Raw genomic sequence first — 21494 nt, forward strand, 5'->3', positions numbered from 1 at the left:
TTCGGGTGAGACGGATGGTGCGATGCGGGAGTGGTGCAGGTTGAGGGGGCTCAGGTGGTCGGCTCGTACCAACGGCCGACGACGAGCTTGGAGAGGGCGCCGAAGATGATGAACATGGCGACGCCGAGGAGCGCGGAGACGATCAGCGCGTCGAACAGCTGGGGCATGTTCAGCAGGCGCACGTAACGCTGCATGAGGGCGCCGAGGCCCGGTTCGCCGCGCTGGAAGAACATGTCGCCGACGATGGCGCCGACGACCGACAGGCCGGCGGAGGTGCGAAGGCCCACGAAGATCGACGGCAGCGCGCCGGGGAACATGAGCTTGGAGAGCACGGTCCACTTGGAGGCCTTCTGCAGCTTGAACAGCTCGTGGTAGGACTTGTCGAGCGACTGCAGACCGAAGAGGGTGTTCGACACCATCGGGAAGAGCGCGATCATCACGCACACCACGACACGGGCGCCGAACTCCTGGCCGAACCAGATGCCGATCAGCGAGACGAGCGCGAGGATCGGGATCGTCTGCAGCACCACGGCGTAGGGGTAGGTCGAGTTGTAGACCCACTTCCACAGGGCCATGCAGGTAGCCCATGCGATGCCGAGCGCCGAGGCGATGAGCAGTCCCACGATCGCCACGCCGGTGGTGCGGGCGAGCCCGGTGATGATATCCGCCGACACCGACGGGTCGAAGGCCATCACGAACACCTCCCCCGGCGTCGGCAGCAGGAATCGCCGCTGGGGCGTCTGCATGGCGTTGAGGAGGTACCACCCGGCGATCACGAGCACGAACACGCCGAGCGGCGGGAGCAGGGTCAGGATCGTGCGCCTGACCTTCTGACCGAACGTGCGCTTCGCCTTGCGGCTGGGGCCGACGGTGGCGGGTTCGACGGCGGAATCGAGGTGCGCGGCGGCGACCGCGGGCTCGACTGCTGCCTCGGGGGTCACGGCGGAGGTCTCGGTGGACGGCGTGGACATCAGCGGTGCCCTTCTCGGAGCGCGTGCGACACCTCGCCGACGAGCTCGGCGAAGTCGGGGGTGTATCGGATGTCGGGGTTGCGGTCGGCCATGGCGAACGGCACATCGAAGCTCTTCACGATGGTGCCGGGCCGGCCCGACATGACGATCACCTTCGTGGAGAGGTACACGGCCTCGGACACCGAGTGGGTGATGAACATCCCCGCGAAGCCCTTGGCGATGAACAGCTGGATGAGCTCGTCGTTCAGGCGCTCGCGGGTGATCTCGTCGAGTGCACCGAACGGCTCGTCGAAGAGGAAGAGCTCGGGGTCGAGGGTGAGCGAGCGTGCGAGCGAAGCGCGCATCCGCATGCCGCCGGAGAGCTGCTTGGGCAGGTGCTTCTCGAACCCCTTGAGACCGACGAGGTCGATCGCGGCATCAGCCTTGGGGCGGCGGACGCGGATGGGCTGGTTGTTCAGCTCGGCGAGCAGCTCCACGTTCTGCTGCACGTTGCGCCACGCGAGGAGGGTGGCGTCCTGGAAGACGTAGCCGATGCGGTCGGTGCTGACGTCGACGGTGCCGCGGCTGGCGGTCTCGAGTCCGGAGGCGATGCGCAGCAGCGTCGATTTGCCGCAGCCGGAGGGTCCGACGACGGTGAGGAACTCGCCGGTGCGCACGGAGAGGTCGACACCGTGGAGGGCGACGGTGCCGTTGGGGAACTTCATCTCGACGTCGGTGAACGACACGAGATCCCGGGTCTGCGGGAGGGGGGTGGAGCCGGTGGGAGGTGCGACCGTGGTCACGACGGACTCGCTTTCGCTCGAGGGGTGGCGACGCCGCGTCTTCGGGGCGAATGTTGATGCGCTCAACAACGCTCAAGTTAGGGATCGGGTGTTTCGCTCATGTGTCGCCGCTGTAACCCTGATCGAAAACCCGGATGCCGCCGCCTCCCCGCCCGCTCGACGGCCTCGCGCGCGTGCCTAGACTGACGACGCCGGCGATTGTCCCGAGGGAGTCTCCCGAGTTCGACCGGCCAGAACAGGCCGGGTCGTCATGACCGCAATCGACCTCGATCGCTATCGCCGTGCGCTCATCGCCCCCGGCGCTCCGTGGTTCTCCCTCGCGGGGCTGCTCGCCCGCTTTCCCCGAGGAGCGCTCTCGCTCGGCGCGATCCTGCTCGTGTCGGGCGCGAGCGGAAGCTACGCGCTCGGCGGTGCGATCGCCGCGACGTTCGTCGTGGGACTGTCGCTCGCGGGACCCGTGTGGGCGCGCGCGATGGATCGCGTGGGACAGCGCCTGCCACTGCTGGCGTCCGCGGCGGCTCTGATCGTGTCCACCGCCCTCCTCACCGGCGCGGTGCTGTGGCGGTGGCCGGTGTGGACGTGGTTCGGGCTCGCGGCGATCGCCGGGGTGTGCTGCCTCGATGTCGGTCCCGCAGTGCGTGCGCGGTGGACCGCGCTCCTGGCCGGCGACGATCGACAGAGCGGATTCGCCATCGAGACGATCGTCGACGAGATCCTCTACGTGCTCGCGCCGCCGCTCGTGACGGTGATCGCGGTCGCCGCGGCTCCCGCGTCGGGCCTGGCGGTGATCGTCGTCATCGGTGCCGTCGGACTCGCCTGGCTCGGCGTTCTCACCCGCTCACAGCCCATCCCGCGCGGTCGGGAGCGCCGCGCGCGTCTCGTGCCGCCCCTCGGCATCCTGCCGCTCGTCGTCGCCTGGATCGGCGTCGGCGCGATGTTCGGCGCGTTCGACATCACTGCCGTCGCATGGGCCGCCGAGCTCGGCGGCGCATGGCTCACGGGCGTACTGATGGCGGCGTTCGCCCTCGGCAACACCGTCGGTGCGATCGTCTACGGCGCGTTGACGCTGCGCCCGTCGGCACAGGCCCGGTGGCTCGCGCTCACCGCGCTGGTGGCGGCCGCGGCCGTCATGCTGCCGCTGGCCGCCCGGGGGCTCGTGCTGATCGGGGTCGTGCTGCTGTTCGGGCTGGTTGTCGGTCCGCTCCTGGTCGCCGGCTTTGCCCTGCTGGAGTCGCGTGTCGATCGCGACCGGGTCACGGAGCTGCTCGCCTATCCCTCGATCGGCTCGGGCATCGGCATCCCGCTCGGGTCGATGATCGCGGGGGCATGGATCGACGCGCAGGGCGCGGCATCCGGATTCCTCATCGTCACCGCGGCCGCGGCCGCCGCACTCGTGCTCTCCGCCGCAGGCGAGGGTGTCGTCGCGGTGGTCGCGCGGGTGCGGCGGCCGGTGGTGTCGCAGGTCAGCTGAACGAGAGCACCTCGTCGCCCCAGGCGCTGCGCAGGGCCGCGTCTAGGTCGGGAACGACCGAGTCGGTGTGCTCGATCACGAGGGTGTCGCGCGCGGCGGCGTCGTAGCGCGGCCAGTCGACCGCGCCGTCGGCCGTGGGCTCCTGGCCGTAGGCGAACCGGGTCCACCGCTCCTGCATGCGCTGGGAGATCTCGATCGCGGCGCGCTTGCCGCCGAGCTTGAACGTCGGGTCCTTCGGGCCGCTCGTGAGGTTGCCCCACAGGTAGGGCAGCTCGGTCGCGTGTGTCGCGCCGAGACCGATCAGGCGCAGGAAGGGCGCACTGTGGTCGAAGCGGTAGAGGTAGGTCGGTGCCACGCGGCTGTGACCTTCGGCCACCCACAGCGTCGGCATGCGGAAGCCGATGTCGCGGGCGATGCCGAGACCGATCGCGCCCTGGCGGGCGTGCTCGTAGGCTCCGCGCACCTGCTCGATCGGCGGCATGTCGATGGACGGGTCGTCGGCGGCCATGTCCGTGAACATCTGCTGGATGCGGTCGTCCGTGATCGGGATCAGCGGCGACTTCATGAACTTGAACAGCGACGCCTCGTCCTTGTTCGTCCCGATGATGAGCGGAACCGGGATGCCGCGGCCCTCGCTGAGCACGTCGACGGGAGCCTCGGGCAGCAGGTCGCCGTCGACGATCGGGGCGAAGGCGAGTGTGCCCGGGTCGGTCGAGGGGACGGCGGCGTAGACGGCCTGGCCGACCCGCACGACATCCTCGACGGGCAGCTCGCGCAGTGCCGTCACTGCGGCACCGTCGAGGCCCGCCTCGGTGACGAAGCGCTCCGCGACGGCACGGGCGCGTCCCGGACCGTACATGCTCGATGCCGGCGACGACTGGGCGATCGCGCGGTGGAAGAGACCCTCGGCGGACGGCACGGCAAGGAGCGTGGTGACGAGGCCGCCCCCCGCGGACTCGCCGAACACGGTCACGCGGGACGCGTCACCGCCGAAGGCGGAGATGTTCGTCTGCACCCAGCGGAGGGCCGTCAGCACGTCCTTGAGGGCGAGATTGCGGTCGAAGCCGCCCTCGGGCAGCAGTTCGCTGAGGTCGAGGAAGCCGAGCGCGCCGATGCGGTAGTTCACCGTCACGATCACGACCTGGCCGCTCGTCACGATCGACGTCGCGTCGAACAGCGGCTGGCTCGACGAACCGAACGTGTACGCACCGCCGTGCAGCCAGACCATCACCGGCAGCGGGCCGGCGGCGTCGGCGGGCGCCCACACGTTGAGCGAGAGGCAGTCCTCGTTCTGCACGATGTCGGTGCCGAGGGGGATCGACGGGTTCACCGGCTGCGGGCAGACCGGGCCGTAGGCGAGCGCGTCCACGACGCCCTCGACCGGGGCGGCCGGCACCGGGTCGCGCCAGCGCAGCGGGCCGATCGGCGCCTCCGCGTAGCGGATGCCCCGCCACGACGTGACCTTCGCGGCGGTGGCGCCGCGGAAGGTTCCGGCGGGGGCGGTGATGGTGGTGGCGTCCAACATGACGGGGTCTCCTTGAGCGTTGGTCTGGGGTGCGATAGCCCGAAGCTATCCGCCCTCTCCGGGCGCTCAGGCGGGATGTACGGCTGACACGACAGGATGCCGCGATCCGCCCGGATCGACCACGAGAAGCGCCCGCAGTACCACGCTGTCTGCCACCTGTACGAGCTCGGCGCCGAGGGAGCGCACGTGGGACGCCGGGCGCAGCGCGGCCCCCCGCGGCAGGATGCCCTCGCAGCGCACGGCGAGGCGCAGCATCCGCCCGGCACCCGTGGATGTGAGGTCGACGCTCACCCCCACCCGACGCGCGTCGGCGTGCTTGACCGCGTTGAGAAGCCCTTCGGCGACGATGTCGTAGGCGTCCCGCGCGAGCGTGCCATCGCCGTCGAGCGCGGCGCGGGCGTCGTCGTCGATGCGCACGTCGACGGCGATCACGTGCGCCCAGGTGGCGATGACCTGGTCGACGGCCTCCGCCCCGACCGGCGGCGCCGGCCGCGCGAACACGTCGCCGGCCTGCGCGAGCAGCTCGTCGATGTCGGCCGCGATGCCTGCGCTCGGCGTCTGCAGCTGCAGCACGCAGCGGGCCTGCACGTCGCGATGGAGGATCTGGGCGGCATCCGTCAACGCCGCCCGAGCGGGGGCGGTGCCGCGGCGCAGCGCCCGCTGCTGGGAGGCCACGGCGTGGGAGAGGCGGCGCTGCTCGACCTGCAGCGCGTGCACGACGGCGGCGAGCATCGCGAACGCGAACGCGATCAACGGGAACGCGAGGGCGGGGATCAGCACCCGTATGCCGGTCAGTCCACCGAGCACCGAGGCGAGCGACAGCGCGAAGCCGGTGAGGACGGACACTCCGAGGAAGACTCCGGCGCGCGCTCTGCCGCCACTGAGCACCGACAGGCGGCGGGGCAGGTAGTCGGTGGCGAGCGATCCGATCACGAGGAACAGCGCGCCGATCACGAGTACCGCGGGGGTCGCCGCCCGGACCGCATAGGGAAGCATGAAGACCAGGTAGACGAGGCCGACGAGGCCGACCGGCGGCAGGCGCAGGCCGAACAGTCGCGCGCGACGCACGTCGAGCTCACCGGGCATCCGGGGCGGCTCCGCCGCCGCGAGATCGGCCAGTTCATGACTTTCCGCGCGGGCTGCGTCGGCCACGAAGGCGCGCACCTGGTCGACAGTGGGCGGGTCGTTCCATTGGGCGAGGCGCGTGCGGGCGTCGTCGACGACGCGCACGACGAGCGCCCGGGCCGCACGATCGTAGGCCTCCGTGCTCTGCTGCGCTGCGGCAAGCTCGGCCCGCACCGAGCGAAGCAGCGCGTTGACGCGCCGGCGGGAACGGATCGCATCGACGACGAGCGCCGCGACGGACAGCGTCACGAGCCACACGATGAGGTTCGTGGCGACGCGGAACGCGAGAACCTCGACCGAGTCGCCCGGGAATCCCGCGGCACGCAGCGCCGCGTCCTGCACGAGCGGTCGCGCGGCGGCAGCGACGGCCACGCCGGCGAGCACGGCGGTGGCACGACCCCGTGGCGTCGGGATGTTCCGTTCGAGGACGGCGACGAGCCCGAGGAGGAGGCCGAAGACCAGCGCGCCGATGAGCGACACGACGAACCCGTCGAACGCCTCATCCGGCGGCAGGTCGCCGGCGGGGCTCACGACGGTGAGCGAGAGCGCGACGGCGACCGCGAGCGTCCAGATCGAGACGTAGGCGCCGCCGCCGACCACGTGGACGACGGCCGACGCCAGTCGTCTCATCGCACGGGTCCGAAGGCGGAGATGTAGGCGGCAGCCGCGGCGACGCGGGGATTGACAGCAGGCTCGCCGGTGAGGCGCATCCGCTCGAAGATGCGGCTGATCGACCGTTCGACGGCGCGGACCGTTGCTCCGGATGCCTCGGCGATCTGCTCGTTCGACCAGCCGCGCGCGATCATCGCGAGCACGTCGATCTGGTGCCGCGTGAGGGTACCGAGCTTGTCGGCGACGGGCGCTGCGACGGTCGGCGCCGGTGTCGGGTGGGTCGACAGCGCCGTCTCGAGCGCCTCGAAGAGCACCGCGGGCGAGGTGAGCGCGTCTTTGCTGACGAACACGGCACCCGCCACTCCGAGCGGCTCGGCGCCCGCGGCGGCGCGCGGGTAGCTCGAGAGGAAGACGATGCCGAGGTGCGGAGCGAGTCGGTGGAGCGTCTGGGCGAGGTCGATGCCGTTGGGACGACTGCCCAGGTCGATGTCGGTCACGAGGGCGTCGGGATCGACCTCGGCGAACAGTCGCATGGCCTCATCGGCGGATGCCGCGCCGGTCGCATCCCAGCCGTTGCGGGTGAGCAGCTCGCACGCGAGCGTGCGCAGCGCCGCCTGGTCCTCCACGACCAGCACGCGACGCACCCACCCCGCTCCCACGGTGTCCACGCTAGTCGAGGAAATCATGCCGAACGGCACGATGACAGCCCGCAGCGACGCCGAAGGTCGGGTTACGCAAGCTCGCGGCATTCGACCTCTGAGTGGCGGCCACTCCCAGTGCGACAGCGGCGATGGTGGAGATGGGGGGAATCGAACCCCCGTCCATCGCTGGGTCTCTGCGCCTTCTCCGGGCGCAGTCTGTGCAGACGTGTTCTCAGTCCCGACGCTTGTCACAGACACCTGCGTCGACGGACTCATCCTGAAAGAGTCCCTCGCAACCCTCAGGCGAGGTTACGAAGCAAGATTCCTAGATGACGCCAGGACCCGTATCGGAATCACATACGGACTGACGGACTCGGGCTCGCTGCTCAGGCAGCGAGGGCGAAGTCGGACTGCGACTTGTTGGCAGTTATTGGTTCGCAGGGGGCGTTCACGAGATAACCCTGCATCCTCGGCCCGCTTCTCGCAGATTCGCAGGCGATGTCGAAACCGATCATCCCCATGTTCCCTCGGTGAGGGGCCGCTGTCGCACTGTGGAGTTGCCATGCCCTTGCGGGCGATCGGATGCGCGAGGCATCCGAGCGTTTCAGAATACAACGGATGCCGCGCCCCTGCCATTCCCCGCCGTCACCGCGGCGCGCGTGTGACGCCCACGGCGCGGCGCACCCGCCGATACAGTGAACCCACCCGGACCTGTGAAAGGAGCGCGATGTCTGCGCGCGTGAGCTTGGGCGCCCTGGCGGGCGTCGTCGGATTCCTGGCCTTCGTCGAGTTCACGAGCGGCGTGCTGCAGGGCTACTACACCCCGATGCTCACCGACATCGCCCGGCACCTGTCGATCCCCGATGCCGACGTGAACTGGCTCGAGGGAACCCAGCTGATGCTCTCGGCGCTGGTCGTGCCCGCCTTCGCCAAGCTCGGCGACATGGTCGGACACAAGCGGATGCTGCTCATCTCGACCGCGCTGACCGCAGCCGCGTCGGCGGCGCTTCCGTTCACCGACTCGTTCCCGGTCTTCCTTGCGGCGTGGGCGCTGCAGGGCTTCTACGTGGTCTGGCTGCCGCTGGAGATCGCCCTCATCTGGTCGCGCACGCGCGGCCGCGAGGGGCGCGCTGTGCTCACCGCACGTGCGGCCGGCCTGCTCGTCGCGGCGCTCGAGATCGGCGCGATCTCCGGCGCACTCATCGGCGGTGCGCTCGTGGACGCGCTGCCCCTGCAGCTGGTGCTCGCGATCCCCGCCGTCGCGGTGCTCGCCTGCTTCTTCGTCGTCCTGTTCGGTGTGCGCGAATCGCCCGAGACCACCGGCGGCCGCCTCGACACCGTCGGACTCGTGCTGATCTCTCTGGCGTTGCTCTCGTTCACGGGCGGGCTGAGCCTGCTGCGCATCAACGGCCCGACAGATCTGTTCTCGTGGGGGGTCACGCTCATCGGCGTCGCGCTGGTCGTGCCGTTCGCCCTGTGGGAACTGCGCCATCACGACCCGCTCATCGACGTGCGCATGTTCCGCTCCCCCGCGCTGGGTCCCGTGTTCCTGACAGCGGGCCTGTTCGGCGTGAGCGTGCTCGGGTCACAGGCACCGCTGTCGACCTTCGCGCGCACCGATCCGGCCGCCGCAGGGTTCGGCCTCGGCACGACCGGCTTCCAGACGAGCCTCATCATCGGCATCTACCTGATCGCCATGATCATCGGCGCGCTCCTCTTCCCTGTGATCTCACGCCTCGTCACCCCGCGGGTGACGCTGATCGGCGCCGCAGTGCTGGTGGGTGTCGGCTTCCTGCTGTTCGTGCCCTTCCACTCGGCCTACGCGAGCGTCGTCATGAACATGGTCGTCGTGGGACTCGGATCGGGCGCGCTCGTCGCCGCCCTCCCCGCCGCCGCGGCATCCGCTGCGCCGGCCACCCAGACCGGCGTCGCGACGGGTCTCACCAACTCCGTGAAGACCGTCGGTGGCGCCATCGCGTCATGCGCGTTCGGCATCGCACTGTTCCAGGGCAGCCTCGGCGCCGAGGGCGGCGGGCAGACCGCGGCATCCTTCTCGGGATACCTCACCGTGTGGATCGTCTGCGGCGTCACCGCGCTCGTCGCCGCCGTGCTGCTGGTGTTCGTGCCGAAGCAGGCGTTCACGGATGCCGCGGCCGAAGTGGCCGAGGTATCCGCCCAGGTCTGAGGATCAGTCGCCGAGGCGGTTGCGGGTGCGCATCGCGCGCTCGGCCTCACGGCGGTCCTGGCGCTCGCGCAGCGTCTGGCGCTTGTCGTACTCGGCCTTGCCCTTCGCGACCGCGATCTCGACCTTGGCGCGGCCGTCAGAGAAGTAGAGCTTGAGCGGCACGAGCGTGTAGCCGCCGGCGGAGATCGCATGGCTGAGCTTCACGATCTCGTCCTTGTGCAGCAGCAGCTTGCGCAGGCGCTTCGCGGAGTGGTTGTTCCAGGTGCCCTGCGAGTACTCGGGAATCGTCACCGCGTCGAGGAACGCCTCGCCGCGCTCGATGAACGCGTACCCGTCGGAGAGGTTCGCGCGCCCCTGGCGCAGCGACTTCACCTCGGTGCCGGTGAGCACCAGGCCCGCCTCGTACGTCTTCTCGATCGAGTACTCGTGGCGCGCGCGACGATTGGTCGCGACGACCTTCTCCCCGCGTTCCTTGACCATGACCTGCTCCTCCGGGATACCCGCGCCGATCGACGCGAGCCCTCCAGTCTATCGGAGCCGGGATCAGGCGCGAAGCCACCGCCGGATCGCGAATCCCGCCGACAGCGCGGCGAGCACCACGCCGATCACGATCATCGCCGGGATGACGTACCAGAGGTCGTCCGTCGTGACCCAGGAGGTGATGAACGTCACCCTCGGCTGCAGGTAGCTGCCGACGCCGAACTGCACGCCCGCCCACACCGTGACGCTCGCGAGCGCCGACCCGATGACCGCCGAGATCACGCCCTCGAGCACGAAGGGGGTCTGGATGAACCGGTTCGACGCGCCCACGAGACGCATGATGCCGATCTCCCGGCGTCTGGCGAACGCCGACAGCCGAATGGTCGTGGAGATCAGCAGCACCGCGGCGATGAGCATGAGCACGGCGATGCCGACGGCGATGTAGGTCGCGACCGTCAGCGCCGAGAACAGCGGCTGAAGGTACTGCATCTGATCGGCGACCTCTTCGACGCCCGCGGTCGAGGAGAACTGCTCGGCGAGCACGTCGGACTGCGACTGGTCCTTGAGGTTGATCCAGAACGTCGCATTGATCTGGTCGGGGCTGATCACCGAGGCGTACTGCGATCCGAGCTGCTGGATGGCGCTCTGGTAGGCCTCCTGACTCGTCTGGAACGTGTAGTTCTTGATGAGCGGCGCGAGCGTCGATCCGTCGAGCGTCGCCTTCACGGCGGCGATCTGGTCATCGGTGGCCGCGGTGCCGGGGGCGCAGTTCTTCGCCTGGGACACTGTCGAGCACATGTAGACGGCGACCTGTGCGCGGTCGACCCAGAACGAGCGCAGCTTGCCGATCTGCGACTGCATGAGCATGGCGGCGCCGACAAAGGTCAGCGACACGAAGGTCACGAGGATGACCGAGATCACCATCGAGGCGTTGCGGCGCAGCCCGCCGAACGCCTCGCCGAGAACGAGTCCGAGCCTCATCGCGTGGGTCCCACTTCCTCGCCCGGGCCCTCGAGCCCGAGACGGTCGGCGACGCCCAGCGCGTCGAGCGAAAGATCATCCGCCTCCGTGGGGCGGGGGGCCGCCGGTGCCGGCGCGGCGGTCGGCGCGGCCTGCGGAGCGGGCGCCTGCGGCGGGGTGACCGGCGCCGCGGCGGGCGCCGCCGGCTGCGGCGCCACCGCGGGCTGCGCGGCGACCGGCGGAACCGGCGCCTGGGAGTCCGCGGCGATCTCCTTCTGCAGCTCGATGACCTCGGTCAACGCAGCGACGGCGGCCGCGCCGCGCTCCTGCTGCGGCTGCAGTCGCGGGATCGACGAGGTGTCGCCATAGCCGCCGTGACGCTCGTCGCGCACCATCTCGCCGCCGCGCAGTTCGATCACGCGGCGCTGCATCTGGTCGACGAACGCGGCCTCGTGGGTCGCCATGAGCACAGTGGTTCCGCTCGCGTTGATGCGGGCGAGCAGCTGCATGATGTCGACGGATGTCGCGGGGTCGAGGTTTCCGGTCGGCTCGTCGGCCAGCAGCACCTGGGGACGGTTCACGAGGGCGCGGGCGATCGCGACGCGCTGCTGCTCACCACCGGACAGCTCGTGCGGAAGGCGCTTCTCCTTGCCGGCGAGGCCCACGAGCGCGAGCGCCTCGGGCACCGCCTGGTGGATGAATCCGCGTGAGGATCCGATCACCTGCAGGCTGAACGCGACGTTCTGGAAGACGGTCTTGGTCGGCAGCAGCCGGAAGTCCTGGAACACCGAGCCGATGTTGCGGCGGAAGTAGGGGACCTTGCGGCTCGCCACCCGTCGCAGATCCCTGCCGAGCACGACCACACGGCCCTGACTGGGGATGTCCTCGCGGAGGATCAGACGCAGGCACGAGGACTTCCCCGATCCCGACGCTCCCACGAGGAAGACGAACTCGCCGCGTTGCACCTCGAAGTCGACGCCGTTGAGGGCGGGCTTGGAGGTGCCGCGATACCGCTTGGTGACGTTCTCGAACCGGATCATGGCTGTGTCAGCCTAAGCGCGGCTCTCGCGGCATGCGGGTGCGACACCCGGGGGCGCGACATCCGTTCACCGGATGTCAGTCGTCGTCGTCCTTGCGCTTGCGCCAACGGATTCCGGCGGCGATGAAGCCGTCGAGGTCGCCGTCGAAGACCACGGCGGGGTTGCCGACCTCGTGGCCGGTGCGGAGGTCCTTCACGAGCTGCTGACCGTAGAGGAAGTAGGAGCGCATCTGGTCGCCCCAGCTCGCCGTGATGGTGCCGGCGAGCTCCTTCTTCTTCGCCGCCTCCTCCTCGCGCTTGAGCAGCAGCAGTCGGGTCTGCAGCACGCGCATGGCCGCGGCGCGGTTCTGGATCTGCGACTTCTCGTTCTGCATCGAGACGACGATGCCGGTCGGGAGGTGGGTGATGCGCACGGCGGAGTCGGTGGTGTTGACCGACTGCCCGCCGGGGCCCGAGGAGCGGAACACGTCGACGCGGATGTCGCCCTCGGGGACGTCGACCTCGACGGCCTCCTCCATGACCGGGATGACCTCGACCGCGGCGAAGCTCGTCTGGCGCTTGTCGGCGCCGCCGAACGGGCTGATGCGCGCGAGACGGTGGGTGCCGGCCTCGACCGAGAGGGTGCCGTAGGCGTAGGGGGCGTCGACCTCAAAGGTGGCCGACTTGATTCCGGCTCCCTCGGCGTAGGAGGTGTCCATCACCTTGACGGGGTACTTGTGACGCTCGGCCCAGCGCAGGTACATGCGCATGAGCATCTCGGCGAAGTCGGTGGCGTCGTCGCCGCCGGCGCCGGAGCGGATGGTGACGACCGCCGACCGTGAGTCGTACTCACCGTCGAGGAGCGTCTGCACCTCCAACTGGCTGATGACCTCCCCGAGGTCCTTCAGCTCGCGGCGGGCCTCGTCGGCCGAGTCCTGGTCCTCGAGCTCGTTGGCGAGCTCGACGAGCACCTCGAGGTCGTCGAGGCGGCGGGCGACCGCGTCGATGCGGGCGAGGTCGGCCTGACGGTGGCTGAGCGCGCTCGTCACCTTCTGCGCCTTCTCGGGGTCGTCCCAGAGGTCGGGTGCACCGGCCTCCTCGCTCAGGCGAGAGATGTCGGCGCGCAGCGCATCGACGTCGACGACGGCGGTGATGTCGGCGAACGTGGAGCGGATGGCCTGGATATCGGCGGACAGATCGAGCTCGAGCATGACAGTCCAGACTAACGTGGAAGCGATGGATGATCGTGCGAGCCTGGTGCTGGGCCGACTCGCACCCATGATCTACGGGCCGACCATCCTCTTCTCCCTCGGCGAGGGCGCGGTCATCCCCCTCGTGCCGGTCATCGCGACGAAGCTCGGGGCGGATGTCGCGGGTGCCGGTTTCATCGCGAGCGCGCTGGTGGTGGGGCAGCTCGTCGGCAATCTCCCCGCCGGCTGGCTCGTCGCCCGCGCCGGTGAGCGCGTGACGATGGCGATCGCCGGCGGCGTCGCGATGCTGGGCGTGCTGGGCACCGTGTTCGCGCCGAGCCTGCCGGTGTTCGCGGCGGCGGTGTTCGTGATCGGCTTCTGCGCGGCCGCGTTCGGGCTCGCCCGCCATTCGTTCATGACGACGCGGGTGCCGCTGCGCTTCCGTGCGCGGGCGCTGTCGCTGCTCGGCGGCTCCTTCCGGCTCGGCATCTTCGTCGGTCCGTTCATCGCCGCCGGGCTCCTCGCGGTCTTCGGCACCGAGCATGCGGCGCTCTGGTTCTTCGCCGGATGCCTCGCGGTGCTCGTCGTGCTCGTGCTGTTCGGTCCCGACCCCGAGCGCGTCGCCCCGCCGGGAGGGGAGCCGGTCGTCGCGCTCGAGCGGGAGGGCGTGTTCCGCACGATGTGGCGCCACCGCGGCGTGCTGTCGCGACTCGGGGTGGCCGCGGCATCCCTGTCGGCGGTGCGCGCCGCCCGCCAGGTGGTGCTGCCGCTGTGGGGCGTGTCGATCGGGCTGGACGCCAGCACCATCGCGCTCGTCGTGGGCGTGTCGGGCGCAATCGACTTCGCCCTGTTCTACGCGAGCGGGCAGGTGATGGACCGCTTCGGGCGGTTGTGGTCAGCCTTGCCGGCCATGCTGCTCATGGCGGGCGGATTCCTGGTGCTCGCCTTCACCCACGACGTGTCGGGACGCCTCGGCTGGTACCTCGCCGTCGGCATCGTGCTGGGGCTCGGCAACGGGCTCTCGAGCGGCATCCTGCTGACCCTCGGGGCCGATGTCGCGCCGCGCGCGGATCCCGCGCCGTTCCTCGGGTCGTGGCGCACGCTGAGCGATGCGGGCGGGGCGACCGCTCCCGTGCTCGTGAACATCATCGCCGCGGCCGGCAGCCTCGCGATCGCGACCGGCGCCGTCGGCCTCATCGGTCTCGCCGGCGCACTCGCGTTCATCCGATACGTGCCCCGGTTCGTGCCGCACGCGCGGACGAGCCGACGCGGCTAGCGACTCGGAGTCACCGGGTCTCGGCGAACGACTGCGTGCCGATGACGGTGAGCAGCGCCAGCTTCTCGGCGTCGGGGGTGCCCGGGGTCGCCGTGAACACGAGCAGTCGCTGTCCGGTGTCGGTGTCGAGCAGCGTCTGGCAGTCGAGCGTGAAGGCGCCGATCTCGGGGTGCACGAAACGCTTCGTGGCGGGGTGCTTCTCGCGCACCTCGTGCTCGGCCCACAGCGTGCGGAACTCGGGGCTCTCGTCGTCGAGCGCACGCACGACCCGACCAGCGAGCGAGTCGTCGCCGTAGCGCACGTAGGCACTGCGCAGCTCGGCCACGAAGGCGCGGGCGCGCTCGTCGTGGTCGTCGCGGGCGTAGACGTCGCGCGAGGCGGGCTGCGCGAACCACCGGTAGACGGTGACCCGCGCGAGGCCGGTGAGGGCCGTAGCGTCGCCGAGCAGCGCCTTGGCGGGCGCGGTCTGCACGAGGGTCTCACCGAACTCGTTCACGACCTGCGCGGGGGTGTCGCGCAGCCGGTCGAGGATGCGCAGCATCGCCGGCGCGACGTGCGAGCTGCCGCCGGTGCGCTCGGGCGCGGGGTGCCCGGCGAGGCGGAACAGGTGGCCGCGCTCGTCGTCGCTCAGCCGCAGGGCGCGCGCGAGGGCGGTGAGCATCTGCTCCGACGGCTGGGGGCTGCGGCCCTGCTCGAGCCGGTTCAGATAGTCGGTCGACATCGTCGCGAGCTGGGCTACCTCTTCACGACGCAGCCCCGGTGTGCGGCGGCGCGGGCTGCGTGCGAGCCCGACGTCCTCGGGTTGCAGTGCCTCGCGTCGGCGGCGCAGGAAGTCGCCCAGCTGTTCACGGTCCACTCCCCCATGGTCGCCGCGACCCGGCGCGCGAGCAAGGGATCGCCGATCCCCCGATCGACGAGTCCTTCCCGGATGCCGCGCCCCGCCCGACGATCGAGACATGACCGATTCACGCATCATCCTCATCACCGGCGGTTCCCGTGGCCTGGGCCGCGCCACCGCCCTCGCCGTCGCGGCCGCCGGCGACGACGTCGTCGTCACCTATCGATCGGGCGCCGGCGACGCGGCATCCGTCGTGTCCGACATCGCGGCGCTCGGGCGGCGCGCGGTGGCGCTGGAACTCGACACGACCGCACCCGAGACGTTCGCCGCGTTCGCCGACACCCTGCGCGCCACGCTCTCGGAGACGTGGGGACGCGAGACGTTCGACGGGCTGGTGAACAACGCCGGGTTCGCCGGCAGCACACCGTTCGGCGGCATCGAGCGCGAGACGATCGACGCACTGATCGCCGTGCATTTCACCGGGGTCGTGCTGCTCACGCAGCAGCTCGAGCCTCTGCTCACCGACGGCGGCCGCATCGTCAACATCTCCAGCGGCCTCACCCGCAATCCCGCCAACTCGGCCTACTCGGTGTACGCCGCGATGAAGACCGCGATCGAGACGTGGACGCTGTATCTCGCGAAGGACCTCGGCCGGCGCGGCATCACCGTCAATGCGGTGGCGCCGGGGGCGACCGCGACCGACTTCGCGGGCGGCGGCATCCGTGACGACGAGGGCTACCGCGGCATGATCCTGCCGACGGTGGCGCTCGGCCGCATCGGCGAGCCCGACGACGTCGGCCGGGCGATCGCCGCCGTGCTCGACCCGCGCCTGGCGTGGGTCACGGGGCAGCGCATCGAGGCGTCGGGCGGCCAGCGCCTGTGACCTGCGGGGGGGCGGATGCCGTGGCATCCGCCCCCTCGGCCTCGATGTCGCGCCGGGCTCCTAGGCTGGAGGGATGACCGTTCCCTCTGTGACCCTCAACTCCGGTTATGACATCCCCCAGCTCGGCTTCGGCGTGTTCCTCGTGCCGCCGGCCGAGGCCGAGAAGGCGGTGAGCGAGGCCCTCGAGGTGGGCTACCGCCACATCGACACCGCCGCGATCTACAAGAACGAGGAGGGCGTCGGCGCCGCGATCGCGGCGAGCGGCATCCCCCGTGACGAGCTCTTCATCACCACGAAGCTCTGGAACGACCGGCAGGCCGGTGACGAGCCGCTCGCCGCGATCCGCGAGAGCCTCGACAAGCTGCAGCTCGACCACGTCGACCTGTATCTCACGCACTGGCCGACGCCCGAGAAGAACACCTACGTGAACGCGTGGGAGAAGCTCATCGCGATCCGCGATGCGGGCCTGTCTCGCTCGATCGGCGTCTCGAACCACCTGCCCGAGCACCTCGATCGCCTCGTCGCCGCGACCGGCGTGGTGCCGGCGGTCGACCAGATCGAGCTTCACCCGGCCTACCAGCAGCGCGACGTGCTCGCGTGGGCGGCCGACCACGGCACGATCATCGAGTCGTGGGGTCCGCTCGGCCAGGGCAAGTACCCGCTGTTCGAGAACCCGGCCGTCGTCGCGGCGGCCGAGGCGCACGGTGTGAGCCCGGCCCAGGCGGTCATCCGCTGGCACCTGCAGCGCGGCTTCGTGGTCTTCCCGAAGTCGACCCGCAAGGAGCGCATGGTCGAGAACTTCGAGGTGTTCGGTTTCGAGCTGACCGCCGACGAGGTCGCCGCGATCGACGCCCTCGACACGGGTGACGGCTCGGGCCGCGTCGGCACGCATCCGCTCGAGTTCAACTGACCTCGTCTCGATAGGTCACGGCCGGTCGCCTTCGGGCGGCCGGCCGTTGCCGTGTGCACTCGGGGCGTACGTGACCACCCCGCGGCACACGTGATCGCGGCATCCCGGGTCACCGCAGCGCGACGCGGCTCGTGGCGGTCGAGGTGAGATCGACCCCCGCCGGCACGAACGGCGAGAGCAGCACCGACCGCCAGGTCGACGTCACTCTCACCCGCGCTGAGCGACCGTCGTCGGTCACCGCGTCGACGAGCACGGCGTCGGCCCCCGTCGCGGCCAGCGCACGCTCGGCACCTGAGGTGATGTCTTCCCCACGCAGCACGATCACCGCCCCCTCGCCCTCCAACCGGATGTCATACGAGGATGCCGCGGCCACCGCCGCCGCGTCGGCGACACCGTCCAAGCGCTTCTGCGCGAGGAACAGACCCGTCGCCTCCGCGCATACCAGCACCAGGGCGATCGCGAGCATCCCGTAGCCGAGCACGAGCGGGAGGATCGACCCCTCGTCATCGTGTGCGCACCGCGCGGTCATCGTCCCGGCCCCGCCGACACGAGCTGCACCGCCGACGCCTCGATCGGCACCGCCGCGAGATCCTCCCACCCGAACACGGGTGGCACGAGCGGCAACACCACGCGCGTCTGCACGGTCGCGGTGAGCACGGCACCGGGGGCGGGGCATCCGTCGTCCGCCGGGGCGCAACGGACCCGCACCGAGATATCGGCGGGGTCGATGCCGTAGTCGGCGGCGGTGGTCTGCACCACCCGCGCGATGTGGCCGTCGATATCGCCGTCGGCCACGGCGATCGATCGAGCGAGGTGGCGGGCCGCGGCATCCGCGCCGAACGCATGCGACTGCACGAGCCCGAGGGTCACGACCAGGTAGACCACGGGAACGAGCAGCAGCAGCCCGGCGACGAGGAACTCGATCGATGCCGAGCCGTCGTCGGCCTCAGTCGAAGGATTCGAGCGGCGCATCGCCGGTCACCTCCATCGCCCCGGGGATGCCGACGAGGCCGATCACGGGAAAGGTCGCGCTCACGGTGACCCGCACCGTCGGAAACCCCGCCTCCGCCGACGTCGCCACGCGGATCTCGTCGATCAGCCCGCCACCCACGGCCCGCGTGATGGCATCGCGGGTGCGCGCCTCGCCGTCCCCCGGCGTGGCATCGGCGAGGGCGGCGACGTGTGCTCCTTCGGATGCCGCGTCCTGCACGACGTTGCGGACGTACACCGCCAGCGCGAACTGCAACACCGCCAGCGTCAGTACCGTGAGGAGGGCCCCGACCATGACGAACTCGGCCGCCGCGGATCCCTCGTCGTCACGCCACCGCCTCAGAATCCGGAGACGCGGGCGATCGCGTTCTGGAACAGCTCGGCGAGCGCGGGGCCGGCGAGCGCCCAGATCACCACGACGAGTCCCGCCGTCATGAGGGTGATCAGCACCCATCCGGGCACGTCGCCCGTGTCGTCGTGAACGGCACCCGCCCAGGCCGCCCGCAGGCGGCGCCACATGCGCGTCATCTCTCTCACTCCTTCCGCGCGGATCCCACATCCGCGCGTCATCGACCGTGGAGGGCACGGTCACCCCATTCCGAACCGGAGCATGACGATGCCCGGAAAGATCGCGAACAGCACCGACAGCGGCAGGATCACGAAGACGAGTGGCAGCAGCATCGCGATCTCCTTGCGGCCGGCGGCCTCGAGCAGCGACCGCTTGGCATCCTCGCGGGCGTCGCCGGCTTGAGCCTCCAGCACTCCCGCGAGCGGCGTGCCGCGGTCGAGCGCCGACGTCAGCTGATCGACCGCGCGCGACAGAGCGGGCACCGCCACGTCGCGTGACAGCTCGCGCAGAGCGGCGGCCAGGGGCATCCCGGATGCCACGGCCACCACCACGCGCCCGAACTCGGCCGTCAGCTCGCCCGAGCCGACCGCACTCACCCGGCGAAGCGCATCGAGCAGGCTCTCTCCTGCGGAAAGGCAGAGTGCGAGGAACTCCAGCACCGTCGGAAGCTCCTCCCGGATGCGGTACTGGCGGCGCCGTGCCGCCGTCGTCAAAGTGACATCGCACAGCACCGCGCCGGCGGCAGCCGCCAGTACCGGGAGCACCACCAGCAGAGCCGTGCCGGAGCGGGCGATGACGATCCCCGCCGCGACAGCAGCGCCGACGCCGGCCCCCGCGAGCGCCCAGCCGAGTTGGCGGGCACGGAAACGCGCGACATCGATCTCCCATCGCGCGGCGGCCAGGCGCGCGGCGACGGCCTCACCGCCGCCCAGTGCCCCGACGACCCGTGCCCGCCACACCGTCCACGAGTTCCCGAGCGTCGCCACCGGGTCGAGCGGTGTGAGCCCGCGAGGATCTGCGACGTGGCGCACGTACGGCTGGATGCGATCGGCGAGACGCGGTGCGCCCCATTGCGGCACCGCCGCGAACATCAGCAGAACGCCGGCGGAGAATGCCCCGCCGAGCAGCACGGACACGGCCATGGTCGGGAGCAACGCGGCGGTCATCCGAACCACCGCCGCGGCTCCGGGAAACGCCCGAGCCGAGACATCAGCCAGAACGCGAGCACCGAAGCCGCCGCGCCGAATACGACGAGGGCCACCCCGCCGGGCGACGCGTACGCCGCCGCCCCTTCGGCGCGGAGCGACAGCAGCACGAGGATCACCCACGGCGCCGAGACGCCCAGCACCGCTGCCGCCCGCACCCAGGACTGCCTCGCCTCGGCTTCGGCTCGCGCCGCAGCGTCGGCGCGGATCGACTGCGAGAGCGCCTGCAGCACCGGCACAAGCTCGGTGCCACCGACCTGTCGGGCCATGCGCAAGGCCTCGACCAGGCGATCGGCGACAGGGTCGGAGAGAACGGCCTTGAGACGGGCCATCGCACTGTCGAAGTGACCGGATGCCGCGACATCCCGTGCATACGACGCGAAAGCCCCGCGCAGCGCGGCCGGCGCGGATGCGGCGAGCGCGGCGACGGCGTCAGGGAGCGCGACTCCTGCGCGCACGGAGGCGACGAGCAGATCGCAGACGTCGGGCCACAGCGCTCGGCGGGCGCGCACCAGGCCCCGGGCGCGCGACCGGAGCCACGCGAACGGCGCACCCGCCGCGGCGAGCGCCGCCACCGCCGCCACCACCGGCACTCCCGTCAGGAGCAGCGCCGCCGACGCGGCGACGGCGGCGAGCGCGAGCGCCGACAGCACGACAGCACGGCGCCGACGCGCGGCGAACCCCGCCTCGGCGAGAAGACGGTCGAGCGCCGGAGCCGACAGCGGTCGCGTCGGTCGCGCCGACGACGTGCGGGGCCAGAACCACGGCGATGCGACGAGCAGCGCGCCCGCGCCGAGCAGGAGGCCGAGAAGAATGCTCATGCCGTCCTCCCCGTCGGCATGAACCCTGCCGCCACGGGGCGCACCTCGATCACGCCGTCGACCACGCGGCCCGTCGGCGCGACGATCTCCGCGACGCGGCGCGTGCCCGCGGCATCCTGCCGGCAGTTCACGACGAGGTCGACGGAGCTCGCGATCGCGGGCAGCAGGAAGTCCCGGTCGATGTTGCGGCCGGCCAGCAGCGGGAGCGCGGCGAGCTTCACGAGCGCGTCGCGCGCCGAGTTCGCGTGGATCGTCGCCGCCGCCGGCACGCCCGTGTTCAGGGCGAGCACGAGGTCGAGGGCCTCGGCGTCGCGCACCTCGCCGATGACGAGCCGGTCGGGGCGCATGCGCAGCGCCTCTTTCACGAGCCGCCGCAGCGTGACCTCTCCCCCGCCTTCGAGACTCGGCTGGCGGCTCTGCATCGCCACGAGGTCGGGCATCTCGGCGGCGAGCTCGAACGTCTCCTCCACCGTGACGATGCGCTGATGCGGCGCGCACGCGGCGATCAGCGCCCCGAGGAGCGTCGTCTTCCCGGCATGTGTGGCACCGGAGACAAGGATGCTGCGTCCCGCCCGCATGGCCGTGTGCAGCAGGTCGGCACGCTCCGCGTCGAGGGAGCCCGCCGCCACGAGGTCGCCGAGCCCGCCGAAGGAAGGAAGGAACTTGCGGATGTTCACCGACCAGTGACGCCGCGTGATGTCGGGGATCACGACGTGCAGACGGCTGCCGTCGGGCAACGACGCGTCGACGAACGGCTGACTGAGGTCGACGCGGCGGCCGGTGGTGTGCAGCATCCGCTCGACGAGGTCACGCACCCCCTCATCGGTGAGCGTCAGCGCGACACGCTCGCTGCGACCTCCGCGCGCGATGAAGACGCGGTCGGGCGCGTTGATCCAGATCTCCTCGACCGTCGGGTCATCGACATAGGTCTGCAGCACCCCGAATCCGCTCACCGCGGCGAGCACGGCACGCACCGCGGCGTGCTCGTCGTCGAGCGGAGCCGCGCCGCGCGCGAGCGCCTGATCGTTGAAGCGCCGCACTTCGGCGCGCACGACGTCGGCGACGATCTCCGGATGCCGCGACGCGTCGGTGCGCTCGGAGCGCAGCCGCTCACGCACCCGCTCGACCACGACGGCGCGGCCGGTGGGCGGCGTCGCGATCGGAGGCGGGTTCATGCGACGCATCCTGGCAACGAGCGCCGCCTGCGCGCGGAGCGCTCTCCACAGTCGCCCTCGTGGGGAGGAGACCAGGCAGGCACGCGT

At 70.9% G+C, this 21494-nt stretch carries 22 protein-coding genes and 1 other RNA gene; 5 read left to right on the plus strand and 18 right to left on the minus strand.

The window, feature by feature from the left end; all coding sequences use genetic code 11:
- Positions 1-50 precede the first annotated feature (50 nt).
- The gene (locus FFS51_RS02555; RefSeq protein WP_056207028.1) at positions 51-971 is read right to left on the minus strand and encodes an ABC transporter permease; all 921 of its coding nucleotides are present in this window, start codon (positions 969-971) and stop codon (positions 51-53) included.
- Positions 971-1753: an ABC transporter ATP-binding protein gene (locus FFS51_RS02560; RefSeq protein WP_045248519.1), complete on the minus strand. Its 783-nt coding sequence runs from the start codon at positions 1751-1753 to the stop codon at positions 971-973. The genes FFS51_RS02555 and FFS51_RS02560 overlap by 1 nt, the downstream gene beginning before the upstream one ends.
- A gap of 250 nt (positions 1754-2003) precedes the next feature.
- On the opposite strand from FFS51_RS02560, the gene FFS51_RS02565 reads away from it, so the two are divergent.
- Complete coding sequence (locus tag FFS51_RS02565) at positions 2004-3224, plus strand: MFS transporter (protein ID WP_137877407.1); 1221 nt, start codon at positions 2004-2006, stop codon at positions 3222-3224.
- Here FFS51_RS02565 and FFS51_RS02570 read toward each other — a convergent pair.
- The 4 genes from FFS51_RS02570 to ssrA all read right to left on the minus strand — a co-directional run bounded on the left by FFS51_RS02570 (position 3217) and on the right by ssrA (position 7646).
- A complete protein-coding gene (locus FFS51_RS02570) occupies positions 3217-4749 on the minus strand; it encodes a carboxylesterase/lipase family protein (protein WP_137877408.1) in 1533 nt (510 codons plus the stop codon). The genes FFS51_RS02565 and FFS51_RS02570 overlap by 8 nt on opposite strands.
- Positions 4750-4815: 66 nt before the next feature.
- Positions 4816-6504 carry an ATP-binding protein gene (locus tag FFS51_RS02575; protein ID WP_137877409.1) on the minus strand — a complete coding sequence of 563 codons (1689 nt, stop codon included), beginning with the start codon at positions 6502-6504 and terminating at the stop codon, positions 4816-4818.
- Complete coding sequence (locus FFS51_RS02580; protein WP_249352627.1) at positions 6501-7154, minus strand: response regulator transcription factor; 654 nt, start codon at positions 7152-7154, stop codon at positions 6501-6503. Before FFS51_RS02580 ends, FFS51_RS02575 begins: the two co-directional genes overlap by 4 nt.
- Positions 7155-7277: 123 nt before the next feature.
- Positions 7278-7646: a transfer-messenger RNA gene (gene ssrA, locus FFS51_RS02585) on the minus strand.
- A 208-nt stretch (positions 7647-7854) separates the two neighbouring features.
- Here ssrA and FFS51_RS02590 point away from each other — a divergent pair.
- Positions 7855-9312: an MFS transporter gene (locus tag FFS51_RS02590; RefSeq protein WP_137877410.1), complete on the plus strand. Its 1458-nt coding sequence runs from the start codon at positions 7855-7857 to the stop codon at positions 9310-9312.
- A gap of 3 nt (positions 9313-9315) precedes the next feature.
- Here FFS51_RS02590 and smpB read toward each other — a convergent pair whose 3' ends face one another.
- From smpB to prfB, 4 genes are all read right to left on the minus strand, one after another.
- Positions 9316-9792, minus strand: coding sequence for an SsrA-binding protein SmpB (gene smpB / locus FFS51_RS02595; RefSeq protein WP_045248522.1), 477 nt, complete (start codon positions 9790-9792; stop codon positions 9316-9318).
- A 63-nt stretch (positions 9793-9855) separates the two neighbouring features.
- Positions 9856-10773, minus strand: coding sequence for a permease-like cell division protein FtsX (ftsX, locus tag FFS51_RS02600; RefSeq protein WP_045248523.1), 918 nt, complete (start codon positions 10771-10773; stop codon positions 9856-9858).
- Entirely contained in the window at positions 10770-11792 is a 1023-nt protein-coding gene (gene ftsE, locus FFS51_RS02605) for a cell division ATP-binding protein FtsE (RefSeq protein WP_137877411.1), read from the minus strand. Before ftsE ends, ftsX begins: the two co-directional genes overlap by 4 nt.
- A gap of 76 nt (positions 11793-11868) precedes the next feature.
- Positions 11869-12981 (minus strand): peptide chain release factor 2, encoded by a 1113-nt coding sequence (gene prfB, locus FFS51_RS02610; RefSeq protein WP_045248525.1) that lies wholly within the window; start codon positions 12979-12981, stop codon positions 11869-11871.
- A gap of 25 nt (positions 12982-13006) precedes the next feature.
- Between prfB and FFS51_RS02615 the strand changes: the two genes are divergently transcribed.
- The gene (locus FFS51_RS02615) at positions 13007-14236 is read left to right on the plus strand and encodes an MFS transporter (protein ID WP_249352628.1); all 1230 of its coding nucleotides are present in this window, start codon (positions 13007-13009) and stop codon (positions 14234-14236) included.
- 10 nt (positions 14237-14246) lie between these two features.
- Here FFS51_RS02615 and FFS51_RS02620 read toward each other — a convergent pair whose 3' ends face one another.
- Positions 14247-15092, minus strand: a complete 846-nt coding sequence (locus FFS51_RS02620) for a helix-turn-helix transcriptional regulator (protein ID WP_137877412.1) — start codon at positions 15090-15092, stop codon at positions 14247-14249.
- 100 nt (positions 15093-15192) lie between these two features.
- On the opposite strand from FFS51_RS02620, the gene FFS51_RS02625 reads away from it, so the two are divergent.
- Together FFS51_RS02625 and FFS51_RS02630 are read left to right on the plus strand one after the other, a co-directional pair.
- A complete protein-coding gene (locus tag FFS51_RS02625) occupies positions 15193-15957 on the plus strand; it encodes an SDR family NAD(P)-dependent oxidoreductase (RefSeq protein WP_137877413.1) in 765 nt (254 codons plus the stop codon).
- 73 nt (positions 15958-16030) lie between these two features.
- Positions 16031-16867: an aldo/keto reductase gene (locus FFS51_RS02630; protein WP_137877414.1), complete on the plus strand. Its 837-nt coding sequence runs from the start codon at positions 16031-16033 to the stop codon at positions 16865-16867.
- 109 nt (positions 16868-16976) lie between these two features.
- On the opposite strand, the gene FFS51_RS02635 is transcribed toward FFS51_RS02630, so the two are convergent.
- The 7 genes from FFS51_RS02635 to FFS51_RS02665 all read right to left on the minus strand — a co-directional run bounded on the left by FFS51_RS02635 (position 16977) and on the right by FFS51_RS02665 (position 21407).
- On the minus strand, positions 16977-17396 hold the full coding sequence (locus FFS51_RS02635) for a pilus assembly protein TadG-related protein (RefSeq protein ID WP_137877415.1): 420 nt from the start codon (positions 17394-17396) through the stop codon (positions 16977-16979).
- Complete coding sequence (locus FFS51_RS02640; RefSeq protein WP_137877416.1) at positions 17393-17839, minus strand: TadE family protein; 447 nt, start codon at positions 17837-17839, stop codon at positions 17393-17395. Before FFS51_RS02640 ends, FFS51_RS02635 begins: the two co-directional genes overlap by 4 nt.
- Positions 17814-18203 (minus strand): TadE/TadG family type IV pilus assembly protein, encoded by a 390-nt coding sequence (locus tag FFS51_RS02645; RefSeq protein WP_349303915.1) that lies wholly within the window; start codon positions 18201-18203, stop codon positions 17814-17816. The genes FFS51_RS02640 and FFS51_RS02645 overlap by 26 nt, the downstream gene beginning before the upstream one ends.
- Positions 18197-18376, minus strand: a complete 180-nt coding sequence (locus tag FFS51_RS02650; RefSeq protein WP_137877446.1) for a hypothetical protein — start codon at positions 18374-18376, stop codon at positions 18197-18199. The genes FFS51_RS02645 and FFS51_RS02650 overlap by 7 nt, the downstream gene beginning before the upstream one ends.
- A 69-nt stretch (positions 18377-18445) precedes the next feature.
- The gene (locus tag FFS51_RS02655) at positions 18446-19372 is read right to left on the minus strand and encodes a type II secretion system F family protein (RefSeq protein ID WP_137877418.1); all 927 of its coding nucleotides are present in this window, start codon (positions 19370-19372) and stop codon (positions 18446-18448) included.
- Complete coding sequence (locus FFS51_RS02660) at positions 19369-20232, minus strand: type II secretion system F family protein (protein ID WP_137877419.1); 864 nt, start codon at positions 20230-20232, stop codon at positions 19369-19371. Before FFS51_RS02660 ends, FFS51_RS02655 begins: the two co-directional genes overlap by 4 nt.
- Positions 20229-21407: a TadA family conjugal transfer-associated ATPase gene (locus FFS51_RS02665; RefSeq protein WP_171006076.1), complete on the minus strand. Its 1179-nt coding sequence runs from the start codon at positions 21405-21407 to the stop codon at positions 20229-20231. Before FFS51_RS02665 ends, FFS51_RS02660 begins: the two co-directional genes overlap by 4 nt.
- Between the last annotated feature and the right edge of the window lie 87 nt (positions 21408-21494).

Source organism: Microbacterium sp. 4NA327F11 (genome assembly GCF_005503465.1).
Taxonomy (GTDB): domain Bacteria; phylum Actinomycetota; class Actinomycetes; order Actinomycetales; family Microbacteriaceae; genus Microbacterium; species Microbacterium ginsengisoli.

Bases quoted from the DNA above. Each gene is read 5' to 3' on its own strand.
- FFS51_RS02555 (WP_056207028.1), bottom strand. From the start codon at position 971: ATGTCCACGCCGTCCACCGAGACCTCCGCCGTGACCCCCGAGGCAGCA.
- FFS51_RS02565 (WP_137877407.1), top strand. From the start codon at position 2,004: ATGACCGCAATCGACCTCGATCGCTATCGCCGTGCGCTCATCGCCCCC.
- FFS51_RS02570 (WP_137877408.1), bottom strand. From the start codon at position 4,749: ATGTTGGACGCCACCACCATCACCGCCCCCGCCGGAACCTTCCGCGGC.
- FFS51_RS02575 (WP_137877409.1), bottom strand. From the start codon at position 6,504: ATGAGACGACTGGCGTCGGCCGTCGTCCACGTGGTCGGCGGCGGCGCC.
- FFS51_RS02590 (WP_137877410.1), top strand. From the start codon at position 7,855: ATGTCTGCGCGCGTGAGCTTGGGCGCCCTGGCGGGCGTCGTCGGATTC.
- smpB (WP_045248522.1), bottom strand. From the start codon at position 9,792: ATGGTCAAGGAACGCGGGGAGAAGGTCGTCGCGACCAATCGTCGCGCG.
- ftsX (WP_045248523.1), bottom strand. From the start codon at position 10,773: ATGAGGCTCGGACTCGTTCTCGGCGAGGCGTTCGGCGGGCTGCGCCGC.
- ftsE (WP_137877411.1), bottom strand. From the start codon at position 11,792: ATGATCCGGTTCGAGAACGTCACCAAGCGGTATCGCGGCACCTCCAAG.
- prfB (WP_045248525.1), bottom strand. From the start codon at position 12,981: ATGCTCGAGCTCGATCTGTCCGCCGATATCCAGGCCATCCGCTCCACG.
- FFS51_RS02615 (WP_249352628.1), top strand. From the start codon at position 13,007: ATGGATGATCGTGCGAGCCTGGTGCTGGGCCGACTCGCACCCATGATC.
- FFS51_RS02625 (WP_137877413.1), top strand. From the start codon at position 15,193: ATGACCGATTCACGCATCATCCTCATCACCGGCGGTTCCCGTGGCCTG.
- FFS51_RS02630 (WP_137877414.1), top strand. From the start codon at position 16,031: ATGACCGTTCCCTCTGTGACCCTCAACTCCGGTTATGACATCCCCCAG.
- FFS51_RS02635 (WP_137877415.1), bottom strand. From the start codon at position 17,396: ATGACCGCGCGGTGCGCACACGATGACGAGGGGTCGATCCTCCCGCTC.
- FFS51_RS02640 (WP_137877416.1), bottom strand. From the start codon at position 17,839: ATGCGCCGCTCGAATCCTTCGACTGAGGCCGACGACGGCTCGGCATCG.
- FFS51_RS02650 (WP_137877446.1), bottom strand. From the start codon at position 18,376: ATGTGGCGCCGCCTGCGGGCGGCCTGGGCGGGTGCCGTTCACGACGAC.
- FFS51_RS02655 (WP_137877418.1), bottom strand. From the start codon at position 19,372: ATGACCGCCGCGTTGCTCCCGACCATGGCCGTGTCCGTGCTGCTCGGC.
- FFS51_RS02660 (WP_137877419.1), bottom strand. From the start codon at position 20,232: ATGAGCATTCTTCTCGGCCTCCTGCTCGGCGCGGGCGCGCTGCTCGTC.
- FFS51_RS02665 (WP_171006076.1), bottom strand. From the start codon at position 21,407: ATGAACCCGCCTCCGATCGCGACGCCGCCCACCGGCCGCGCCGTCGTG.